This window comes from Paenibacillus sp. GYB003, assembly GCF_036577625.1.
In the GTDB taxonomy this organism is placed as follows: domain Bacteria; phylum Bacillota; class Bacilli; order Paenibacillales; family NBRC-103111; genus Paenibacillus_AB.
On record NZ_JARBDC010000036.1, the window covers coordinates 12,667 to 35,449 of the forward strand.

Here is a 22,783-nt window from a genome sequence, read left to right on the forward strand (position 1 = left end):
CTCCGAAGGGGATCAGCGAACGCCGCGAAACGATTCGTGCGGCGGAGCGAACAAAAAACAGACGGAGGTTGATCGACATGAACAAAGCATACGGTACGGCTCTGGCCGGCTTGCTTCTGATGGGGACCGCGCTAGCCGGCTGCGGCGGCGGGTCTTCCCGGCCGGGCGAAGGCGAAGCGGCAAACGCCGGCAAGTCGGCCGAGCCGAAGCCGCCCGTAACGCTGACGTTGTTTAACGGGCAAGTGATGCCGGTCGATTTGGAGGCGACGGGGGTGCTGGAATCGCTCAAGGCGAAGCACCCGCATATTACATTGAACGTGATCAATCGGGGCAAGGGAAGCGATTACCCCGACCTGATCGCCAACGGGACGCTGCCCGACATCATTTTCGAATCGGCCAGCTTTACGACAAGCCGGGTGATGGCCAACGGCTTCCACTACGACATGCAGGAGCTTGCGAAGAAGCACCGCTTCGATCTCGCCGCGCTCGAGCCGAACGTGCTTGCCCAGACGCAGGCGCAAAACAGCGAAAGCAAGCTGTACGGGCTGCCGTTTACGATGAACAAATATGCGCTGTTCTACAATAAAGACGTGTTCGACCGGTTCGGCGTCGCTTATCCGAAGGACGGCATGAGCTGGGACGAAACGTACGAGCTGGCCAAAAAAACGACCCGTTCGGACGGGGGCACAACGTTCCAGGGCTTTACCGCGACGCCCAACAATATGATGCTCAACAACCAGCTTTCCATCGGGCCGTTGCACCCGAAGGAAGACAAGGCGACCATAAACACCGACGGCTGGAAGCTGCTGTACGCCAATTTAAGGCGGTTTTTCGAGCTGCCGAACGCCTCTCTCGTTTCGCCCGGGGATTTCTCCAAAGGAACGATCGCGATGATGGTCAACGCCCATCCGTCGATCGTAGGCGCCGCCAAAGCCAACCCGCAATTGAACTGGGACGTCGTGTCCGTCCCGAGTCTCAAGGAACGGCCGAATGTCGGCTTCAAGCCCGCGACCTTGGCGCTGTTCGTGACGCAAACCTCGAAGCACAAGGACGAGGCGTTCGAGGTCGTGTCGCACATGCTTTCCGAGGAAGTGCAGCTTATTTTGGCCAAAAACGGAGCGGGCACGCCGCTGAAAAACGAAACGGTGAAAAAAGCGACCGGACGGGACGTGCCGGAATGGGCGGGCAAAAACGTAAACGCCCTGTACTTTTATCCGGACGCCCCGCCGACGGAGCCGCGCGCCGCTCATTTGACCGATGTCGGCGTCGATTTCGGCACTTCGTTCGCCTCCATGATCAAAGACAACGTCGACGAGAACACCGCCCTGCGGATATTCGAGGAGCAGGTCAATCAGGCGATCGAAGCGGCCAAGGCGGCCAAAGCGAAGTAACGATCCGCCGGCGGACAGCGAAACGAAACGATACGGAACGGGACTGTCCCCTCAAACGCAAAAAACACGCCTCCAAAACCGCATTGCAGCGGGGACCGAGGCGTTTTTTTTCAATAACCGCCATGCCGACAAAAAAAAGCCCTCCCGCTCGAGGAGGACCGTACCCGTTTCGAAAATGCCCCTATATGCCAGAGGGGGCGGCGGGATACCCGCTACGCCTTTTGGCGGTTCAGCCAACCGTAGACGGCTGCGGCCAGCGCGCCGCCAGCGAGCGGTGCCGCGAGAAACACCCAAACCTGCGCCAACGCTTGCCCGCCGAGCAGCAGCGCCGGTCCGAGGCTTCTCGCGGGATTGACGGACGTTCCCGTCAGTCCGATGCCGAGAATATGTACGAATGCGAGAGTCAGACCGATGACCAACCCGGCTATGGGCCCGTTGCTTTCGGAGGACGTAACGCCGAGTATCGCGTAAATGAAGACGAAGGTCAAAACGATTTCGACGATAATCGCCATCGGCATCGAGATGCCGATCCCGTAGCCTTTGCCGAATCCGTTCTCGCCAAGGCTTGTGACGGCAAGCCCCGCGGAATCGATAATCGCGTAGAGAACGCCCGCCCCCGCGATCGCGCCCGCAATTTGGGCGACGACGTACCCGACGAAGTCGGCGCCGCTCAGCTTGCGGCTAAGCAGCATGGCAAGCGAAACGGCCGGATTGATATGGCAGCCGGAGACCGGACCGATGGCGTAGGCCATCGCCACGATGGCAAGCCCGAAGGCGAAAGCGATTCCCAGGTAGCCGAGCTGCCCTCCCGCGGTTGCCGCGCTGCCGCAGCCGAACAGCACGAGGACAAACGTCCCGATAAATTCGGCCGCAACCTTTTTCATGGAATTGTTCATAATTCCCTCCCGATTCATAATCGACTAGCCTCGCACGGCTCGGAGAAGGCGACGGAAGCGCCCGCCACCGATCCTGACCGAGACTATCGCTTTCCCCATTGTAAGGGAGCCATTTGAACAAAAACTGAACGGTTGAAGGTGCGGCTCCGCGAAAGGCCGGCGGTTACCGGATGCGGCAAGGGCATTCGGGGGCAAAATGGAGGGAGCCGCATGATGGACATCGTGCATGCGACCGTTCCGGCGCGGGGGCTGCGCGATTGCGTCAGCCCCGTCACGCCGGCAACCCGCCGAAATCCGGGTCGGGTATGCGCTTACTCGGCTCCGGACTTCAGCGTTTTCATCGTGATCGTGTAATGGAGCTCGCCGCTCGTCTTCAGTTTGAGCATGTGTATGCGATAGTCGTAAATCTTGAAGCCCATCGGCTCCATCGCGGCCTCGGCGTCCGCGTCGAAGACGATTTCCAGCACCGCATTGCCGCGGGTCACGGTGACGATCCCGGGATTTACCGTCACGATGTCTCCCGGAGCGATCGTTAACGGCACGTTTTCCTCGAATTCCTCCTCGTGGCGGACGTCGACCGATACGCCTTTCTCGACGAAGACGACGTTTTTGTCGCCGGCGGTTCCCAAGTCGTACCGGATTTTCATGTTGCCCTGGGGCAAATCCCCGTGCCCGACGGCCGGCTGGATCGGCTGCCCGTTGACTTTGTACGTCGGCGCCATGTTCCCGCTCTCGTAAACCCGGACGTTCGTCGTCTTCCGGGTTCCCCACGATAACCCGCGGCTTAAAGCGGCCGTCGTATGCTCGGTCTGGCTGGACAGCATGATTCCGCCTTCCGGATGCCAGAGCAGCCCGAGGCCGAACGATTGCTGGCTCGCCTTGCGCGGACCGGCATTGAACGCCGCGTAATAGTCCGGCCTGCGCACGTAGGTGAACTGCAGTCCGCTGCGATCGTCGTTCCGCTGATGGTTGAACCTGTCGCTGGCGATATACGGCAGCAGGCGGACCGCCGCCGCTTTTTCGCTTTCGGAGGGGTAGTATCGGTACAAAATCCGGTTGTAAAGGGCGTACGGATTGTACGAGTTTTCCCCGTTCAGCGAGAGCGCCGGCACGTTCGGCCAAACGCCGTTTTTCACAATGTCGGCCTTCGCCCGCGCGATTTCCGCCGCGACCTCCTCGCGCGTCTTGACGAACGCCCGGGCAAGCGGAAGCTTCTCGGCGAACGGGAAGTCCTTCCGTTCGATATGGCTGGATGCCGTGCGTCCCGAAGCCGCCGCGTTCGACGTAAAATGCGATCCGTCCGGCTCCAGCACCAGATTGTAGGACAGCCACTCGATAAACTTGCTCTCTTTCGCGATCCACTCCGCTTCCAGATCGGTATCTTTGAAGTAGTAATAGTCGGCCATCATGTTTTGCGCGTGGACGCCCAGGTTATACCCCATATCGAAGCCGGCGTTTTCGTAATAAAATCCGGCCGGACTCAGGAAGGCGTCTGCGGATTGGGTAAAGCGCTCCCTCATTTTCGCTTCGATCGCGGTATCCGGATGATACGCCAAATAAGCCGCCGTCGCCGACCACATCAACGTGTACTGGTTTGTGAACGAAGTGCCTTGATTCCAGAACGACGGGTCGTTCAGCGTATGCCGGATCGCTTTGCCGATCGCCTCGACGACCCGGTCGTACAGCTCGGCGTCGATGGACGGGAAATCCGGATTCGCCGCCTTCGCCTCGTTCAGCAGGCGCATCGTCTGACCGAGAAATTGGACGGCGAACGACGTTCCCGGCAAATTGTACTGCTGCCAGCCGTATTCGGAGAACGCCCCTTCCGGGCTCTGCAGCGTGAGCAAATGCTCCAGGACGGCTTCCAGCCTGTATTTCACTTCGGGCATTCCGTAATACAGGTTCCAGGACGCCTGGCGCGTATAAAAATAAGCGAGCCACAGATGGTTTTCCTGCACGCGCGCATTGTACGGCCCGTTATCCTTGGGGTTCCGGTGCACGACGATGTCGATGAATCCGCGATGGGGCTCATCCAGCCGAACGGCGTTCGCCACCTTGTGAAAATGCGCGAAGTAATACGGGATTCCGCGGTTGTCGTTCACCCATACTTGCGGCGCTATATAGTCTTCGTCGGCGAAATCGTCCGCGTCGATCAGGCTGAAATCCGGCGCGGGAACGGGACCGACGTCGTCCGTGGCCAATACGGCCGGGCCGAGCGCCCGGCTGCGGAGGCTCCCCGCGCTGGCGACAACGCTGAATTCGTATTCCGTCTGCGGCTTCAAGCCCGCGAACGTGTATGTCGTCCCCGTGACGGCAGCCGCTTCGGCGCCGTTTTTATACACGTGGTAAACCACGTTCGCGTATCGGTTCGCCTCGACGACGGAAGGCCAGGCGATCGCGATGTGGTGCAGGCTCGAGGACGTTTTTTCGATGGCAGCGCTTTCGCTCCAGTTCAGCGCAACAATAACCGCGTTTTCGAACGACGCGCGGGCCTCAGACAAATCGCGGTAAGCGGCCTGCAAGGCGGTCCGGTCGGAAGCCGGATCGTCGGCGACGGCGCGCGCGGACCGGATCGCTTCCCCGAACGAAGCGACGGCGGACGGCGGGTATTGCCCCGGATTTTCGCCCGATGCCGCGCCGTCAAGCAAAGCCTGGGATGCGGCGATGAGCTCCTGCAGCGACTGCCTGCTGTTGTCCAAGGCGTAGAGCGTCGTTTTTCCGATCTGGATCGCCCATGAGCTCGGATGAAGCGATGTATCCCCGAAAATGATTTTCACATACTTGGTGCCGGCCGGCACCGACGACGCCTTCCAGTTCACCTTCCCCCATCCGCCCACGAGCGGAGCGTCGCTCACGAGCTTCGTAAATCCCGTAAACGGCGTATAGACGACGTTGTCCGGCGAAACTTCAAAGGACATGTCTCCCGGCGTTACGCCGGAACCGTTTTTGTTGTACCACGTTTCCACGTCGAACCCGCCGATCCGGTATACGTTCGGGTCGGGCGCCTCGTAGACGAGGTAGGCTTCCGCCCCCGTCGTTTTGTAAAACCGCGAAGCGTCGCCTCCGTACCGTTCCGGGCTGCTATTGCTAACGGCGATATTGCTCGTTTTGGAAAAAACGCGGGAAAAATCGGCGCTTTCGTCGACGAAAGCGATCGCCTCCTCCTCGGCCTTCGGCGATTGCGCGGCAAACATCGGGATGACGAGCGCCGCCGCCGCCGCTACCAAACATTTTGCAAGCGTGAAATGGAATCGATTGCCGGGCTGCTTGGTCGAAACCAATTCGAATCCTCCTTTACCAACCGGATATACTGCCCGCGGCACGTCCAAACCGGATTATGCCTTGTTCGCAAAAACAATCGCGACAGAAACCGTGATCCGTTGCCCGCAACGAACCCCCATGTTCTGCTTTGTTCGCCTCCCTTCCGTTTGGTCCGGAAGCACCCAACCGATTCGCGCGTCCGTTCTGTAAAAGGAAAGGGCTTCCTTTTCTTCTTCGATCGTAGTTGACGAACGTTTTATCATCAAGTTTAAAATTGGTTTAATATTTGCGCTCGTCTTGTTGCGTTTTTGTTGATGTTACGCAACAAAAAAATGCCGCCCTTTCGGTACGGCATTCCTCTCGTATTAAAGTGAAGCTTCCGTATCCTTATCGGATCCCCGGACGCTTTACAGCCGCTCGGCCAGCCGGATCAAGTAGTCCGGCCTGTCGATTTTACCCTCGGCCGCGAGCGCCCTCACCTGCTCCGTAAAAGCGCGGATCGAGGCGAGCTTGACGAGCGGCTTCCCCTCTCTCTCGGCCTGCTCCGCGTGTCTCAGCTTGACCGTCAGCGCATTGGCGATGCCGTGGGCGCCCGGTCCGGTCAAGGCGCGCTCGGTCGCCCGGATGAGGCCGTCGAAATCGACGGCGCTCTGCTCCTCGCCGACCGGCCCGGCTTCGGGAAGCCGGACCGATTCGTCCTGCATCATGAAGTCGTCGATGTAGACGTCCGTACCGGCTCCCGCCCCGGTTGCGAGCAGCAGATGCGTGACGACCGGCCCCGGATGCGCGGCCGGAATTTGTCCCTTGTGCGCGCCGTTCACGTACACGTCGGCCGTAGCGGCCGCCAAATCGAAATCGAGCTTGATTTCGTTCCAGACGCCAAGCGGCAAAGCCGCGGGAATCGGCAGCGGGCGGGCTCCGCCGTCCGCTAACGGCGCCGTTTTGACGGACAGGATGTCCTTCGTTTCGTTGACGAACGTATACCCGTTGTCCGCGTACGATTGACGGACTTTGACGTAGCGCGCATCGACGGACAGCCCGCCGAGCGTAATCGTCCGGTTCGCTTTCTGGAACGTCCAGCCGTTTACGGCGACCCAGTCGCCGTTGTTCGTATCGCTGACGTACACGGACAAGTCGCCGGCCGTCAGCCGGGTCGTGTCGTCGACGTCCCGCAAAGATATTTCGCGGATCGTCTCCTTGCGTCCGAGGTCAACGCCGACGCTCCGGGTTTGGTAGTCGAACGCGAGCGGCCCCGAATAGCCGAACTGGCCCAAATTGCCGGCGAGCGGGTTCGCGTCGCCCGTCAAATACCCGATCTTCTGCGTCCGTTCCGCTGTCTGCACCGTAATCGTCTCATTCGTCTCGTTGACGAACGTGAAGCTCGTATCGGCGTACGCCTGATGCACTTTGACGAATCTCGCCCGAACCGACATGCCGCCGAGCGTCATGTTGCCGTTCGACTTTGCAAACGTCCAGCCCGTCACCTGCGTCCAATCGCCGTTGTTCGTATCGCTGACGTAAACGGATAAGTCGCCGGCCGACAACCGGTTCGCGCCGTCGTTGTCCCAAAGCTTGATTTCCTGGATCGTCTCGACGCTGCCGAGATCGACGCCGACGCTGCGGTTTTTATAATCGAAGGCGAACCCGCCGGCGTACCCCAGATTGCCCAAATTGCCGGCGGCCGGATTCGTATCGTCCGTCAAAAAGCCGACGAGCCGCGACGGCTCGCCCGTCTTGACCTCCATCATATCCTGCAGCCCGTTGACGAACGTAAAGGCGGTATCGCCGAAATTTTGGTGCACCTTGACGAATCTCGCCTGGGCCGACAAGCCGCCGATCGTAATGACGCCGTTCGTTTTGTTGAACGTCCAGCCCGTCACCGGCCGCCAATCGCCGGCGTTCGTCTCGCTGACGTAAACGGACAAGTTCGATTGGCCGAGCCGGCTCGACGCGTTGTTGTCGTACAGCTTGATTTCCCGGATCGACTCGACGCGGCCGAAGTCCATACCGATGCTGCGGTTTTGGTAATCGAGGGCGAACGAGCCGGTGAACCCGAAGCTTCCCAAATTGCCGGCGGACGGATTCGTATCGTCGTTCAAATAACCGATCCTTCGGTTATACGGCACCTGCGAGCTCGAATACGAAAGCGTGCCGTCCGGCGCCGCCTGAAGCAGGAAGGCGGTCCCGGCCGCATTCGGGTGCTGCGAAAAGCCTTCCTGCAGCGAGAGGCCGAGCCCGTTCGCGAAGCTGGTCCCGTAAACGGACAATCGGACGCTCCCTTTGCGGACGGCGGGAAACAGCCTGGACGCGGCGGTCGGCATAATATTGGCCGCATGGTCGAATATGCGCAAAGAGCGTTGGCCCCGCTTCGCCCGATCGGAGCTCGTCGACACGACGCCCGAGCCCGTCGTTTTCCACCAGTAATCGTTCGCCAAACGGCTGCCGTTGTCCGGGGCGGCGGCGTTTTTCTCATACTCGAAATCGTCGAGCGCTCCGTGGCTGCGGCGCAAATACCGGTAAAAGTCTTCCACCAGCAGCGAGCCGATCATCGTTCCTCCCGACCAGGAGAACAAGTAGCCGTCGTCCCCGGCGGGAACTTTGTCCGATTCGACCGCCTGTATGCGCTCGGCGCTTGAATACCAGCCCGGCACGGAAAGCCGCGTCCGGCCGAAAACGTCCCGGTATCCGTGCCACGTCGACGTTTCGTCGTCGCTGTAGGCGACGGTCAAGTTGTTGCGCTGGTAGCTGTTCGCGCCCATCGCGTTGTGGCCCGACCAGTTGAGCAGAATCGATCCGTCCGCACCGCGGCTGAGCGCCGGGAACGTGTTGGAGCTTAAAATGTCGCTGTCCTCCATCGGCGACCAGGTCGCGCCATGATCGGTCGAGATCGACAAGCCCAAATGCGTCTTGTCCCCCCGCTGCTGGCGGGCGTATATGCGAAGCGTGCCGTCGGCCAGCTCGACGATCGCCGTCTCCGATACGCCGCCTTCCCCGCCGCTTGCCGGAATCGTCATATCGGAGGCGCTTTTCGTCCATGTCAGCCCGTCGTCGTCCGAGTAGGCGACGCTTGCCGCGAACGTGCCGTCGTTGCCGATGACGAAGCCGAACGAGGCGACGAGACGGCCCGTGCTCAGCCGGATCGGATTGGCGTACGTCACCGCGTAATTGACCGGATGGCCGAGCGAGGATACCATCCCCGACATGAGGACCGGGGTGCCGAACGTCGGCTTGCGGCCGTGAAAGCCCGTCGATTTGACCGCATACAGATCGGAGCGGCAAACGCTCGAATCGAGGCAGCTGTGGACGCCGTCCCAAACGCCGAAGTAGTAGTAGGAATAAAAGACGACATAGACGGCCCCCGTATCCGGGTCGACGTACGCGCCGCCCGGACTGTCGAGCGACACGCCCGCCCGGCCGCCCGGCGAAATGAGCGGCTCCGCCGCCGTCCACGTTTTGCCGCCGTCGAACGAATATTTGGCGTAAATACCCCGCGTCTTGTCCGTCTGCGCCATCAGCATAAGCGTGCCGTCCTTCAGCCGCACGGGCTTGATATTGCCGCCGAAGCCGCCTCCGCCTTGCGCCGTCAACGTTTTATTGCCGTATTCGACCTGCAGCGCCTCCTGGCCGGCGCCGACGAAGACGGCCTGCGGATTGCCGTAGTACATATGTATCGTTCGGACGGCGTTTGGCTGCATCTCGGGTATGCGGACGAAAAACCCGCCGTCGTCCATGAAAAACGGCAGCTCCTTGCTGCCCTCGTCCGCGAACCGGACGTCGCGGAAATCGGCCTGCAAATGGCCGGCCGCGATGAGCGATTGCACGCCGAGCGCGTTTTTGCCCACGTAAACGGCCCGGTCGTAAATCGTTTCGCCGTTCGGGTTCGATACGGCGACCGATTTGCGGTACGGCCAGTCGCCTCCTCCGCCCGCCGTCCATCGTCCCGGAGGCATGCTGTAGACGGCGATCATGTCCTGCGCGTTGGCCGCGGCGAATTCGGCGGCGTTGTCGTCAAAATGATTGTGCACCTTCACGTATCGCGCCGTCCGCTCGAAATTGTACAGCACGACCGTACCGTCCAGCTTCAAAAAATCCCAATCCCGCACTTTCTCGTACGAGACGTTGTCGGCGCTCACGTACAGCGACAGGTCGCCCTTCTCCACGCGGTTCGCGGCCGAAGAGCCGGCTCGCAGCTCGATCGCATTGAACGTCTTCGCGCTTCCGAGATCGGCGCCGATGCTGTTCAACCCGCTGTCGAGGGCGAACGGGCCGGTCGCCCCGAACGAAGCGAGCGCGCCTTTCGCCGGATCGCGATCGCCGTAAACGTATCCGGCGACCGTCGCCAATGCGCCGGAGCCGGACACGCCGCCCGGAATCGGCGCCGACGCGCCGACGGGCGATGCCGCCGAAACCGCGATCGACGACGTGAGCGTCATGACGACGGTTAAAAGAAAGGTCCAAGCTTTTCGCAATGAGTGCATCACATGTCCTCCTCGAAAAATAAAATGATCGAAACAGTCACCGTTGAAGCAATCCTCCGTATTCCTCGACGGGCGGCTCCCCGTATCGGGAAACGTACCGTTCGACCCAAAATGCGCCGAACGTTGCAGCCGACCGGAACCGCTGCGAACGGCAGTGCCTTATGTATATTATGGTATGACCACTTTGCGACAGCTCCTTTCTGCGAACATTATTCCAGCAGCCGTCCGTCGGCTCTTACCGGCTGACGGCGGGAACGCGGAACGATCGATCGCTTTGCGATGCGGATACGGATACGGATGCAGGTGCGAGTGCGAGTGCGAGTGCGGGTGCGGGTGCGGGTGCGGGCGGAACGTTTCGTCAAAATGTATCCGCTTACATATTGGTTGCAAAACAACGGCCTCCCGCTTTCCGGTTAGCCGATACAACGCTGTCTGTCGATGACGAGCTTGTATGATTGTAGCATACGGCGGCGCGTTTCGGCAAGACAACATGCCCCCGGCCCCCTGCCTCCAGCGATCCGAAGCGGGCGAGGCAGCGACCAACCGGAAGCGTTATTCGGCACAACGCGCGTTCGGCTCGGTTCGTTGCGCGGGACTTCTTGGCATTTTATCGCGAATAACGGCTGTACGTTTCGCCGGCATCGGCGCAGTCCCGCAAAAACCGAATCCGCTTCCGCCTCGTTTCCGCGGCCATGCCGAACCCCCCCGCCCTGCGAGACGGGGGTCGCGATTTTGCCTGCCGTGTCAAAACATCAGCTCGAGCCACTGCTCCTTCGTAATCCGGCCGAAGTAATGCGACAAATCGACGCCCTCCAGCAGCCCGCTCACTTCCGCTTCGTCATACTTCGCTCCGACCAGCCTGCGCGCGAATTCGCCCGCGTCGCCGACGCCGAAAAAGTCGCCGTATACGGCCGCCTCCGCGATTTTGCCGCCTTCGACGTTGAGCCGGACGTCGAACGTGCCGACGCCTTCGATCCGCTTCGTCTTGCGGACGTTGAACGAAGGCGATTTGCCGTAATTCCAATCCCAGCTCCGGTACCGCTCGTCCGCCAGCTTGCGCACCGCTTCCCAATCCGCCTCGGTCAGCCTGTATTCGGGAACGTCCGCACCCCCGAAGATCGAATCGAGCAGCGCGGCGCGAAACTGCCCGATCGTAATCGGCTCGCCCAAAAATTCGGAAATGTTCGCGACGCGGCTGCGGATCGACTTGACGCCCTTCGAGCGAATTTTTTCCTCGCTCACGTTCAGCGCCGATACGACGTTTTCCAGCTCCGAGTCGAACATGAGCGTGCCGTGGCTGAACATGCGGCCCTTCGTCGAATATTGCGCGTTGCCGGAAATTTTCCGCTTGCCGACCTGAATGTCGTTGCGTCCGGTCAGCTCCGCCTCGACGCCGAGCTTTTGCAGCGCCCGGACGACCGGCTCGGTAAATTTGCGGTAATTGTGGAACGACTTGCCGTCGTCGTTCGTGATGAAGCTGAAATTGAGGTTGCCGAGATCGTGGTATACCGCGCCTCCGCCGGACAGGCGTCGCACGACATGGATGCCGTTTTCCTTCACGTAGGCGGCGTTGATCTCTTCGACCGTATTTTGGTTTTTGCCGATAATGATCGAAGGCTCGTTGATGTAGAACAGCAAATAGTCCTCGTCCGCCGGAAAATGTTTCAGCGCATATTCCTCCAACGCCAAATTGAGCGTCGGATCGGTAATGCCGCGGTTGTCGATGAACAGCATGGCGTCGTCTCCTTGTTCCGCTAACGGATCGGACCGTCCGGGGACGGCCGTCAACACCACTATACCTTAACGGAGCGAGATGTTCCACTCGGAGGGACGGAGCCGGATCGCGGGAAAAAGCTCGGGCAGCCGCACAGCGCCGGGCGGGCGGGATATGCAGCCCTCTGCGGCCTTGCGGCCATGCGCCATACGCCATGCGGCGTGCGGCGTGCGGCGCGCGCTTGCCGATCAATGCCCGGCGCCGCGCTCGCGACCGCCGCCCGCGTATACGGACGTGCCCCGCGTCCGCGCCCAATCGGCGATCCGGGCCGGATCGCCCGCCCAAAGCCGCTGCCTGCCCCAGGCGTTCGTCTCCGGCTTGCCGTCGCACTCGACCTTGATGACCGGGAACAGCCGGGTCGGCCGTTCCGCCGGCAAGCCGCGAATGATCAGGTCGTCGCCCCGCTTCTCGAACGGAAGCCGCTGGCCCGTCGTCAGCAGCGTGACGCCGAGCACCGGGGACGTCAGGTCGGCAAGCCGCAGCTCCGGCTCGCCGTCCCAAAACCGGATGATCAAATAGAGACAGTTCCCTTTCGTCGTCTGCCTGCCGCGGGTGACGAAATCGGTCAAGGCGCCGCCGTCCGTGCCGAAGACGGCTTCGCCGTGCACGTCCAGCCAGCGGCCGACCTCGAGCGCCCGCTCGACGAATTCCGGGGGAAGCTCGCCGTCGGGCTGCGGTCCGACGTTCAGCAGCAAATTGCCGCCCCCTCCGCCGCCCGTCTCCGCGCATTCGCACAGCATGTCGAGCCAGACGTCGGCCGGCCGCCACCGCTCGCCCCTCGCGTAACCCCACAGCCTCCACGTCGTCACCTGGCACGATTCCCACAGCCGGTTCGGATCGGCGACGATGCGATGCTCGGGCGTGCCGAAGTCTCCCATATCGGCCCGCTCCCCGGCCCCCTGCCCGCCGTCGGCATGGTCCGCCTGTCCGGGACCGGCCGCGCCGAGCCGGTTATTGATCAAAAGATGCGGCTGCAGCTCGCGCATCCGGCGCAGCAGCTCGGAGCTGCCGAGCTCGGCATGGCTGCGCGGCCACGCCCCGTCGAAAAAAAAGTGGTCGATCCGCCCGTAATTCGTCAGCAGCTCCTCGACCTGTCCGTGCATGTACCGGCGCATCGCCTCCCAGCCGTCCGGGTCTTTGTCCGGCCCGTCGAAAAACGCCGGGATGCGCCAGTCCGCCCACGAATAATACAGGCCGACGCGCAGCCCTTCCGCGCGGAACGCGTCCGCGAATTCCCGCACGAAATCGCGCCCGGGCGCCTGCCGGGCGCTCGAATAGTCGGTATATCGCGTATCCCACAAGCAGTATCCGTCGTGATGGCGCGTCGTGAAGCAGGCGTATTTCATGCCGGCCTTTCGTATGACGTGCGCCCACCGCTGCGGATCGAACCGCTGCGGATTCCACCGGCAGGCCCGCTCCTCGTACGCTTTCGGATCCATATGCTCCCTGAACAAAACCTGCTCGCCCCGGCCGTATTCGGCATAAGGTCCCCAATGTATGAACGCGCCGTAACGGCCTTCCGTAAACCATTCCCAGCAGGCCGGTACGGACTTTCTGCTCGAACTCATCCACGCCTCCGCCTTTCGCCTTCTCCGAAGACCGGGCCGGCTTCCCGCCGGCTCCGCTTTTATTTTTGCTTCTCTTCGGCGATCGCCTTGTTCGCCGCCTCCTGCGCCTCCCGGAGCGCCGTATTTACGTCCTTCCGCCCTTTGCCGACCGCCTGGATCGCTTCGCCGAAAAACGGCTTTTGCGCAACCGATTCGAGCAGCGGGTCGACGATCGGCAGCGGCGTAATTTTGTTGTAGAAGACCGACGACACGCGGATGCTCTCCATGCCGGCCAGCTCTTTGCCGAACTGCTCCTTCGCGCTCGGCAAGTTGATCGCAGGGGCGAAGCCGATGCGGCTGTTGGCCGTCTCCACTTCGTCGGATACGAGAAAGCTCACAATTTCGAACGCCTCTTCCTTGTGCTTGCTCGTCCCCGCAATCGCGAGCGACGCGCCCACGCTGGCGCTCCCTTGCCCTTTCGCGTCCGGCCAAGTCGGCAGCGAGACGATGTCGAAGTTGAGACCTTCCTTGCGCGCCTCGAGAAACGGCTGGAAATAGGCGGCCCACGGCAGCATCGCCACGTTTTTGTCCTTCATGAAGCCGCTCCGGTCCTGCCCGATCGTTTTTTCGGCCGGATAGTTGCCGGGAATTTGGTACGCCTGCTGCAAAAATTCGAGTATCGTCTTCCATTTCGGATTCGTCGTAAAAGCGGCCTGTCCCGTCTTCGCGTCGTAAGCCGAGATGCCGTATTCCTCTTGAAAATGGTTGTACAAGCCCGGGTCGAACCCTCTGTACTGGATGCCGTCCATCCGGGTAAGCGTTTTACCGAGCTCGAGCGCTTCCGGCCACGTCATGCCGTCCTTCGGGTAGGCGACGCCGAACTTGTCGAAAATGTCCTTGTTGTAAAACATCGCCGCCGGTCCGGACTGCCACGGCAGCGCGTACATTTCGCCGCCCGCGCCCTGGTTTTTCACGTTTTCGAGCAGCGCCGCGTCGAAACGCGTCAAATCGAGCTTGCGCTTTCGGATCTGCTCGTTCATGTCGTAGGCGAGGCCGAGCTTTTTGACCGTCTGTACGGCGGCCGCGTTCGGCAGCCAGATCAAGTCCGGCGCCGTTCCCGCCGTAACGAGCTCGGTCAGGCTGTCCTGCAGCGATTTTTTGCCCGGATCCATCAATTCGATCGTCACGTTCGGGTATTTCTGCTTGATCCGGTTCCCGACCTCCTGGTCGAATATCGCTTTGCCGGGATTCGCCCAAAACCGCAGCGTCACCGGCTTGCTCATATCGACGCCCGCCGTTTCCGCTTGTTTGGCGCCCCCGTCCTTGGCCGTCCCCCCGGCCGCGTTTCCGCCGGCACCTCCGCCGCACCCGGCCGTCGCCGCAAGGGCGATCAAAGTCGCCATAGCACCAGTTTTTCGGTATAGCGCTTTCATTCGGATTCCCCCTTTATATCGCTTTCCCTATAAAGGTAGCGCATCCGCGGCGCCGTTCCTACGGGCCAAACCGACCTGCCATAGCACCATGTCGACTTCTTTGCTACACGTAGCCTCTGCCGGCCAGCCGATAGCGAATCGGGGTCGTCCCCGTCATTTCCTTGAACAGCCGGACCAAATAGTTGACGTCGCGTATGCCGACCCGTTCTCCGATGTCGGCCAGCGGCAGATCGGTGCGGTGCAGCAGCGTTTTCGCTTCTTCGATGCGCAGGTGCCGGACGTATTTCGCCGGCGTCATGCCGGTATAGGCTTTGAAGCAGCGCGATATGTAGTCGTAGTCGAAATGCAGCTCCCGTTCCAACTGTTTCGCTTGAAACGGCTCCCGCATCGTCCGCTTCAAATAGTCGATCGCTTTCTCGGAAACGGCCCGCGTCTGCGGAGGTAACCGGCGGCTTGCCGAATGCTGCAGCAGGGAAAAAATGCGGATCGCCGCGGCATGAATGTCGAGCGAATGCTCGAGCGTAAGCATGTGCTGCAGCTCGACGAGACGCGCCAGCAGCGGCTCGAACAGCTTGAAGTCGGCCGGGGCGTGCTTCGGCAAAATCATCGCGTGCTTCGGGGGCGCCACGTCCAGGCTTGTCCCCGGCTGCAGCACCGTCTTCCACGGAATGTCCCGGCTGTCGACGACGCGCGCCGGGGCGCCGTGGACGAAATGGAACCAATACATTTCGGTCGGCTCCCCGGACGCTTTATGGCCGACATGCAGCAAGCCCGGCTCCAGCACGAGCACTTCGCCGGCCTTCACTTCGTACGGCGTCCCTTCCTCCGTCATGTACAGCGTCCCCGACTTGACGAAGACGACGTCGTACACGTCGAACCGCCGCTCGAAATGCTTCGTCCCAGGCGGCCATACCGTATGACCGGCCATGACAAGCTGCGGCAGCGCGGGGATCGGCAGCTCCAAACATTTCACTAGCGTTCACCTCGGCCCGATAGTCGCCCTAATTATAGTCCATAGGCTGCCGTATTTGGAATAGAGGAGCTAGGTCGAACAGGCGAACGGCTCGCGAATTTGCCCGTCCCGGATCGGCACGATGCGCTGCGCCTGCCGTGCGACCGCCATATCGTGGGTGATGAGAACGATCGTCCGGCCGCGCTCGTTGAGCCGTTTCAGCAGTTGGAGCAGCTCCGCTCCGGCAGCCGTATCCAGCGAGCCGGTAGGCTCGTCGGCGAGCAAAATCGGCGGATCGCCCGCCAGCGCCCGGGCGATGGCGACGCGCTGCTGCTGCCCGCCCGACAGCTGCGCCGGGCGATGGTTGCGGCGGCTCGTCCAGGCAGCCGATCACGTTCATGAGCGTCGATTTGCCGGAGCCGGACGGCCCGATGATCGCCACGAATTCGCCCTGCCGAATTTCGAGCGAAACGCCGTCGAGCGCATGAACCGTTTCGCCGCCGAGCGCGTACGCCTTGCCGACGTTTTCCATCCGAATCAAGCTCATCCGCGATCCCCCCTCGTTCGTACAGCTTATTCGCTTCCGGCTCGTTTCGTTCACCGGGGCGAAGCTGTTTTGTACGGCGCGATCTGGTAAGATGGAGCCGGAGGTCATGCAGATGGAGTACGAAACGACCGACGTCTGGAACGAAACCTTATGGCGGCAGGCGGAACCGATCTACGACGAAGCGTTCGCGGAGCGCGGCCGGAAAACGGCCGACATCGTTCGCCGCATGTTCGAGCGGCGCATGTGCCGGCTGCACGTGGCGAAGGAGGGCGAGGCGGCGATCGCCATGGCTCTTACCGGCACGGACGAACGTATCGGCGCGATGCTCGTCGACTATTTGGCGGTGCGGCGGGAGTATCGGGGCAAACGGTACGGCAGCCGGTTTTTGAACCTGTTGATCGGCGGGGCGCGGCATCTGCCGGGCTGCAAAGGCGTCATCGTCGAGGTCGAAGCCGAGCCGACGCCGGAAAACGTCCGCCGCATCCGCTTCTGGGAAAGCGCCGGGTTTCGCCCGACCGACTATACGCACCGGTACATCTGGGTGCCCGAGCCGTACCGGGCGATGGCGCTGAGCTTCGATCCGCGCGATCCTTTGCCGGACGACGGAAAGGCGCTGTTTCGCGCGATTACCCGCTTTCACGAGAAAGCGTACCGCAGGCCGAAGCCGTAAAAGGAAGGACGGCCGCTTCCACGACCGGCCGGACGACGCGGTCCGGCGCCGCTGGAATAAATCAACAAGCCGGCGGAAACGCTAACGGGAAACTGATGCACCGAAGGGAGCTTTTCCGACATGGCCGACAAACGCATTGCCGATCAAACGTCTTTCGAAACGGCGGGCATTCCGACGCCGCCCGATCAGGAAAATATAGGCGCCACCGATTCGATCAGCGACGCCGTCGAGGCGATCATGGACAATATCGAGAAGGAGCTTTACGATGACGACGGAGACGAGGACGAAACCGATTGAAGGCGTTCATTCGCGCGATCGGTCTGAATATTCCGAATTCGCCGTTGATTTCCCGAGCCTTTTTTGGTAAGATTCCACTAATCGCATGACGTAGAACGGCGAAGAAGAGAAGGAGTACCGAGGCCCCGCTTTCCCAGAGAGCTCCGTTTGCTGAAAAAGGAGCAAAGCCGCCCCGTGAAGATGGTCTCCGAGCCGCGCATCGAACCCTCGTTCGGCAGTAGACTGCGCCGGGATTTCCGCTCCCGTTACCCGCGGCGCGGCGAATGCAGGTCGTCGCACGGGAACGTCCCGCTTTCGCGGCGATCTGTTCCCGCAGAGGCGAACGCCGCGAGGCGTTTGCGAAACCGGGTGGTACCACGTGAGCGTCAGCTTCCGTCCCTTTTGTCGGGGACGGGAGCTTTTTTTGTTTGCCTACTAAAAAGGAGGATGGTTTCGATGACATCGATTTTCATCGGCGGCGCTTGGCCGTACGCGAACGGCTCGCTGCATTTGGGACGGCTCGCCAGTCTGCTTCCCGGAGACGTGCTGGCCCGCTATTTCCGCGCCAAGGGGGACGACGTGCTGTACGTGTCGGGCAGCGACTGCCACGGCACGCCGGTCGCGGTGCAGGCGTCGCAGGAAGGCGTGCACCCGGGCCGGATCGCGGACCGGTATCACCGGGAATTCGCCGATTGCTTCCGGCGGCTCGGCTTTTCGTACGATTTGTATACCCGGACCGACCAGCCGTTTCATCATCAAGTCGTGCAGGAGCTGTTTTCGAAGCTGCTCGAAAACGGCATGCTGTACAAACAGACGGTGCTGCAAACGTACTGCGAAACGGATCGCCGGTTTTTGCCCGACCGGTACGTGGAGGGCACCTGTCCGGTTTGCGGCAGCCGGGCGCGCGGGGACCAGTGCGACTACTGCTCGACGCTGCTCGATCCCGCCGATCTGACGGACCGGACGTGCAAGCTGTGCGGCAGCGCCCCCGTGGAGCGCCCGACCGAGCATTTCGTTTTCGCTTTGTCCCGGTTTCAGGAGGAACTGGCCGACTATGCGCGGAAGTCCGCCGGCTGGAGGGAAAACGCCGTTCATTTGACGCGCCGCTACTTGGAGGAAGGGCTGCGCGACCGGGCCGCGACCCGGGATTTGACTTGGGGCGTCGACGTGCCGGTCGAAGGCTTCGAAGGGAAAAAAATATACGTTTGGATCGAAGCGGTCGCGGGCTACTTGTCCGCCAGCAAGCAATGGGCCGAGGAAACCGGCGGACGCTGGGAGCCGTTCTGGTCGCCCGAGGCGGACGACGCTGCCGCCTACTACGTGCACGGCAAAGACAACGTGCCGTTCCATTCGCTCGTATGGCCCGCCCTGCTGCTCGGCGTCGGCGGTCTCCGGCTGCCGGACCGGATCGTGTCGTGCGAATATATGACGCTGGAAGGGCAAAAATTTTCGACGAGCCGCAACTGGGCCGTCTGGGTGCCCGATTTGCTCGACCGGTACGATCCGGATTCGATCCGTTATTTTTTGATCGCGAACGGCCCCGAGAAGCGCGATACCGATTTTTCGTGGAGGGAGTTCATTCACAGCCATAACGGCGAGCTGCTCGGCGCTTACGGCAACTTCGTCAACCGGACGCTCGCGTTTATCGTAAAATCGTTCGAAGGCAAAGTGCCGCGCGGAAGCTTGGACCAGGACGGCGAAAACTGGGATAGCGCGCTGCGGGAGCTGTACGGCCTGGCCGGGCGGCTGATCGAGGACGGGCGCCTGAAGGAGGCGCTGGAGCTCGTTTTCGCGCACGTTCGCCGGGCGAACAAATTTTTCGACGAGCGCAAGCCGTGGGCGACGTTCAAGGACGTCCGCGCCGATTGCGAGCAGACGCTGTTCGTGTGCGTGCAAATCATCGCCAACCTGGCGAATGTGCTCGAACCGTTCGTGCCGTTTTCGTGCGCGAAGATCGCCGGCTTTCTCCGGCTGGGCAAGCCGGCGTGGCGGTTCGCCGCCGTTCCGCCGGGGCGGGAGGTGCAGCGGCTCGAGCTGCTGTTCGAGCGGATCGATCCGAAGCGGATCGAGGAGGAGGAGCGGCGGCTCGAGGAAAGCGTGCGCGGAGCCGATTGAGCGGCGGCGGGCGGCGCGGTGCGGGAGCGGCGGCGCGAAGCGGGAGCGGGCGGCCCGCCGATAGCGGAATCTCATTAATACCGTTCCGCTATCGCCCAGGCTGCCGGCATTGCAGCCGTTTCGCCTCGACCAGGCGGATTTAGGTCCGCTCTGCAGGTTTTCCTGCGTTCCGCTCCCTCTTCTTCAGGCTTACGTTTATTGCAGCAGCAAAAACAGATCGCTTCCGTCGACTTCGACCGGAAAGCCGCGCAGCTTCGCGCCGCTGTCCGCCAAATGCCGGCCGTCCCGCAGATCGAATTCCCAGCCGTGCCAAGGGCAGCGGACGATTTCCCGATCTTTGCCGTATTCGTACTCGTACACGCGCGAAGGCAGCCGCGTACCGCATACCGGACCTTCGCACACCGGAGCGGCCGCGTGCGGACATACGTTGCGCCACGCGTAAAACTGTCCGCCGACGTGGAAAATGCCGACCTCCATCCCTTTCACGACGACGATCGCCCGTCCGTTCGCCTTCACGTCCTCGACTTTGGCCGCAAAATATCGCTTCATCGCGCGCCGTCCCCCGTTTCCCCGGACGCCTCCTGCGGCTCTTCCGCCTCGGGCGCTTCGTACAGCCCGTACAGCTTGCTCGCGTTGCCCGCCATAATGTTTTGCCGCATCGTCTTCGGCAGCGCGTTCAGCGCGACGTTCGGGTTGTCGAAGTCCCAGTGCGGGTAATCGGTCGAAAACATGACGATGTTTTCGGCGTCGCACATTTCGAACAGCTGCACGAGCTGCTCCGGGCGTTCCGGCTCCTCGATCGGCTGCGTCGTCAGCCGGATATGCTTCCTGATATACTCCGAAGGCAGCCGCTTCAGCCACGGAACCGTGTCGCGAAGCGCCTTGTAGTTTTTGTCCATCCGCCACATCAGGTGCGGCAGCCAGCCGATGCCGCCTTCGATCGCCACGAAGACGAGATTCGGAAATTTCTCGAACACCCCTTCGCAGACGAGGCTGTTGACGTGCGCCATATAATTGGCCGGCAAAATGTTGTGCCATTCCAAATACCGGGTCGGATAGCCCGAAGGCGTCGGCGCTCCCGCGGTGCCCCGTCCTTCCGTGCCGGGATGTACCGCGATCGGCAGCCCGTTTCGCTCGCACGCCTCGTAGATCGGACGATAAAACCGCTGGCCGTACGGCATGCGGGCGCCGCTCGCCATAATGACCTGCACCATGTCGGGGCGGCTTCCCATCCGGTCGATTTCTTTCGCCGCATAATGCGGGTCGGAGGCGTTGATCAGGATCGAGCCTTTGAAGCGGGGACTGACGCGGAGCCAATGCTCGACCAGCCAGTCGTTATAGGCGGAAACGACGGCGTTGGCGTAATCGGGGTCGACATGGAGCGATATGCCGAGCACGCCCGAGCCCGTCAAGATCGCGTAGTCGATCCCGTATTTATCCATATGGTGCTTCAGCAAATAATGCGGATCGCTTCCCGGCGCCCCGCCTTCCGGCGTTTTGGCGTCTTTGCGCATGACGCCGATCGGCGAATAATAAGGGCTGTCGACGCCGATCCCTTGCCCGAGCCATTGGCCGTGCCATGCCTTCGGCAAATACGGGAGCAAATCTTTAGGATGCTTGATCGCGTTATGCACGTCGGTATCGATCCATTTCGGCGGTGTTCCCATCGGTATCTCTCCCTTCGATCGCGTCCGAAATGTTAGGACGCAATTCGATTATAGGTGCGGGAGGAGCAAGAAGGAATGGAGGTTTGTCATCGCAAATCTGGATTATTGTCAGGTACGAAAAGCGGCTTACGGCCGCCAAACGACGCCCGACTTCGCGCCCGCCCGCTTCAGCGCTTCGAACGAACCGGCCGGATACGGGAGGTGCCCGATACGCCCATATTGAGCAGCGGAGCGTTTTGCGTCCGTAAATTAAAGTAACTATGGCGCAGCCGGGCGTTTTCGGCTGCGCCTTTACAAAAACATTAATTGTAATATTGTAGACAATAATACATATCCTAATTATACTAAGCTTATGTATGGCGAACTTATTTCACGATGGGGGAATCCGAAATGTCTGGCAAACGGAAAGCCGCGGCAAGCCTGCTCCTCGTGACGGCGCTGACCGCTGCGTGCGGCGGGCAAAGCTCCGATCAAGGAGCCGGGCCCGGGGGCGGAGACGCCGGTTCCGCGCAAACGCCGGGAGCGACGAAGGAGCCGGTGGAACTGACGTTTTATTACATGTACGCGGACTCGAATTACGACGCCTTTATGGAAGAGCACGGCAAGCTGATCCAGAAAAAGTACCCGAACTTTTCCTTCAAGTTCATTCAAAATACGAAAGGAACGACGCCGGAAGATATTATCGCCTCCAAGACGGACGTGGACGTGTTCATCGCGATCAATCCGAGCATGATGACGATCAAGGATTTGAAGCTCGACAGCGACATTTCCGACCTCGTCGCCAAATACAAGTACGACCTGAACCGGATCGACCCGGCCGCCTTGAACGTCCTGCGGGGCATCGGCGAAGGCAAGCTGCCGGGACTGCCGTTCAAGGTCAATACGCTCGGCTTTTTTTACAATAAAGAGTTGTTCGACAAGTTCGGCGTGCCTTACCCGAAGGACGGCTGGACCTGGGACGACGTGCTCGATACGGCCAAAAAGCTGACCCGCACCGACGGAGGCGTGCAGTACCGCGGCTTCGGCATTCGCGCGCTCGGTCAAACGATGCAGCTGAACCAGCTGTCGCACAGCATGATTACGAAAGAGTACAAAGCGACGATCGACAACGATCAGTGGAAAGCGTATTTCAGCAAGCTGATGCCGCTCTTCCAAATGCCCGGCTACGAGCCTACGGCGGCGAATTTGGCCGACGCCAAACAAAGCGACATGTTTTCCAAAGAGAAGACGCTCGCCATGCTCGTGCAGATGAATTCCGACTTTCCGAAAGCGTACCAAAATCTCGACATCAACTGGGACGCCGCCACCTTCCCGACGTTTAAAGAAAAGCCCGGCGTAGGACCTCAGCCGGACATCGTCTACTACGCGCTTTCGGCGACAAGCAAGCACAGGGACGAAGCGTTCCTCGCGATGACCGAAATTTTGACGGACGAGGTGCAAATGGCGCGAAGCAAGCTCGGCAATCCGACCGTGCTGAAAAACCAGGCGATCCGCGACGCCTTCGGGACGGAAAACCCCGACCTGAAGGGCAAAAACGTGAAAGCGCTCGTGCCGCAGCAGTATGCGGAGCCGGCCGTTTACAACAAGTACAACAGCAAGGTCGTCGGTCAGCTGGCGGGCTCGATCCGCGAAGTGATTCTCGGCGCGAAAGACTTGAATACGTCGCTGCGGGAACGCGAAGAAAAGGCGAATAAAGACATCGAGGCGGCGATCGGCTCCGCCAAGTAACGGTACGCGCCGGCAACGGCTCAAAACGCGGGGGGCCGACTCATTCAT

15 protein-coding genes and 1 pseudogene are annotated in these 22,783 nt (G+C 61.1%); 6 read left to right on the forward strand and 10 right to left on the reverse strand.

Annotated features, from left to right (window positions below; genetic code table 11):
* The first annotated feature begins 77 nt into the window (after positions 1-77).
* A complete protein-coding gene (locus tag PV407_RS13080) occupies positions 78-1,391 on the forward strand; it encodes an ABC transporter substrate-binding protein (RefSeq protein ID WP_332090375.1) in 1,314 nt (437 codons plus the stop codon).
* 212 nt (positions 1,392-1,603) lie between these two features.
* Here the strand turns inward: PV407_RS13080 and PV407_RS13085 are convergent, their stop codons facing one another.
* Complete coding sequence (locus PV407_RS13085; protein WP_332090376.1) at positions 1,604-2,287, reverse strand: aquaporin; 684 nt, start codon at positions 2,285-2,287, stop codon at positions 1,604-1,606.
* A 210-nt stretch (positions 2,288-2,497) separates the two neighbouring features.
* Between PV407_RS13085 and PV407_RS13090 the strand changes: the two genes are divergently transcribed.
* The gene (locus PV407_RS13090; RefSeq protein WP_332090377.1) at positions 2,498-2,641 is read left to right on the forward strand and encodes a hypothetical protein; all 144 of its coding nucleotides are present in this window, start codon (positions 2,498-2,500) and stop codon (positions 2,639-2,641) included.
* Here PV407_RS13090 and PV407_RS13095 read toward each other — a convergent pair.
* The 7 genes and pseudogenes from PV407_RS13095 to PV407_RS13125 form a co-directional block, all read right to left on the reverse strand.
* Entirely contained in the window at positions 2,599-5,568 is a 2,970-nt protein-coding gene (locus PV407_RS13095) for a hypothetical protein (RefSeq protein WP_332090378.1), read from the reverse strand. The genes PV407_RS13090 and PV407_RS13095 overlap by 43 nt on opposite strands.
* Positions 5,569-5,955: 387 nt before the next feature.
* Complete coding sequence (locus PV407_RS13100) at positions 5,956-10,026, reverse strand: DUF2341 domain-containing protein (RefSeq protein WP_332090379.1); 4,071 nt, start codon at positions 10,024-10,026, stop codon at positions 5,956-5,958.
* A 744-nt stretch (positions 10,027-10,770) separates the two neighbouring features.
* The gene (locus tag PV407_RS13105; protein ID WP_332090380.1) at positions 10,771-11,760 is read right to left on the reverse strand and encodes a lipoate--protein ligase; all 990 of its coding nucleotides are present in this window, start codon (positions 11,758-11,760) and stop codon (positions 10,771-10,773) included.
* Positions 11,761-11,988: 228 nt separating this feature from the next.
* Complete coding sequence (locus tag PV407_RS13110; RefSeq protein WP_332090381.1) at positions 11,989-13,368, reverse strand: alpha-L-fucosidase; 1,380 nt, start codon at positions 13,366-13,368, stop codon at positions 11,989-11,991.
* 59 nt (positions 13,369-13,427) lie between these two features.
* On the reverse strand, positions 13,428-14,780 hold the full coding sequence (locus tag PV407_RS13115) for an ABC transporter substrate-binding protein (RefSeq protein ID WP_332090382.1): 1,353 nt from the start codon (positions 14,778-14,780) through the stop codon (positions 13,428-13,430).
* Between the two features lie 103 nt (positions 14,781-14,883).
* Positions 14,884-15,753 carry an AraC family transcriptional regulator gene (locus PV407_RS13120; protein ID WP_332090383.1) on the reverse strand — a complete coding sequence of 290 codons (870 nt, stop codon included), beginning with the start codon at positions 15,751-15,753 and terminating at the stop codon, positions 14,884-14,886.
* Positions 15,754-15,822: 69 nt separating this feature from the next.
* Positions 15,823-16,279 (reverse strand): annotated as a pseudogene (locus PV407_RS13125) (ABC transporter ATP-binding protein).
* 112 nt (positions 16,280-16,391) lie between these two features.
* Here PV407_RS13125 and PV407_RS13130 point away from each other — a divergent pair.
* The 3 genes from PV407_RS13130 to metG all read left to right on the forward strand — a co-directional run bounded on the left by PV407_RS13130 (position 16,392) and on the right by metG (position 19,340).
* Entirely contained in the window at positions 16,392-16,949 is a 558-nt protein-coding gene (locus PV407_RS13130) for a GNAT family N-acetyltransferase (protein WP_332090384.1), read from the forward strand.
* 120 nt (positions 16,950-17,069) lie between these two features.
* Positions 17,070-17,246 (forward strand): hypothetical protein, encoded by a 177-nt coding sequence (locus PV407_RS13135; RefSeq protein ID WP_332090385.1) that lies wholly within the window; start codon positions 17,070-17,072, stop codon positions 17,244-17,246.
* 435 nt (positions 17,247-17,681) lie between these two features.
* Positions 17,682-19,340 (forward strand): methionine--tRNA ligase, encoded by a 1,659-nt coding sequence (metG, locus tag PV407_RS13140; protein ID WP_332090386.1) that lies wholly within the window; start codon positions 17,682-17,684, stop codon positions 19,338-19,340.
* 195 nt (positions 19,341-19,535) lie between these two features.
* Here metG and PV407_RS13145 read toward each other — a convergent pair whose 3' ends face one another.
* A complete protein-coding gene (locus PV407_RS13145) occupies positions 19,536-19,889 on the reverse strand; it encodes a Rieske (2Fe-2S) protein (RefSeq protein WP_332090387.1) in 354 nt (117 codons plus the stop codon).
* Positions 19,886-21,007, reverse strand: coding sequence for an amidohydrolase family protein (locus PV407_RS13150; RefSeq protein WP_332090388.1), 1,122 nt, complete (start codon positions 21,005-21,007; stop codon positions 19,886-19,888). The genes PV407_RS13145 and PV407_RS13150 overlap by 4 nt, the downstream gene beginning before the upstream one ends.
* A gap of 390 nt (positions 21,008-21,397) precedes the next feature.
* Here PV407_RS13150 and PV407_RS13155 point away from each other — a divergent pair, with 390 nt between their 5' ends.
* On the forward strand, positions 21,398-22,735 hold the full coding sequence (locus PV407_RS13155) for an ABC transporter substrate-binding protein (protein ID WP_332090389.1): 1,338 nt from the start codon (positions 21,398-21,400) through the stop codon (positions 22,733-22,735).
* Positions 22,736-22,783 lie beyond the last annotated feature (48 nt).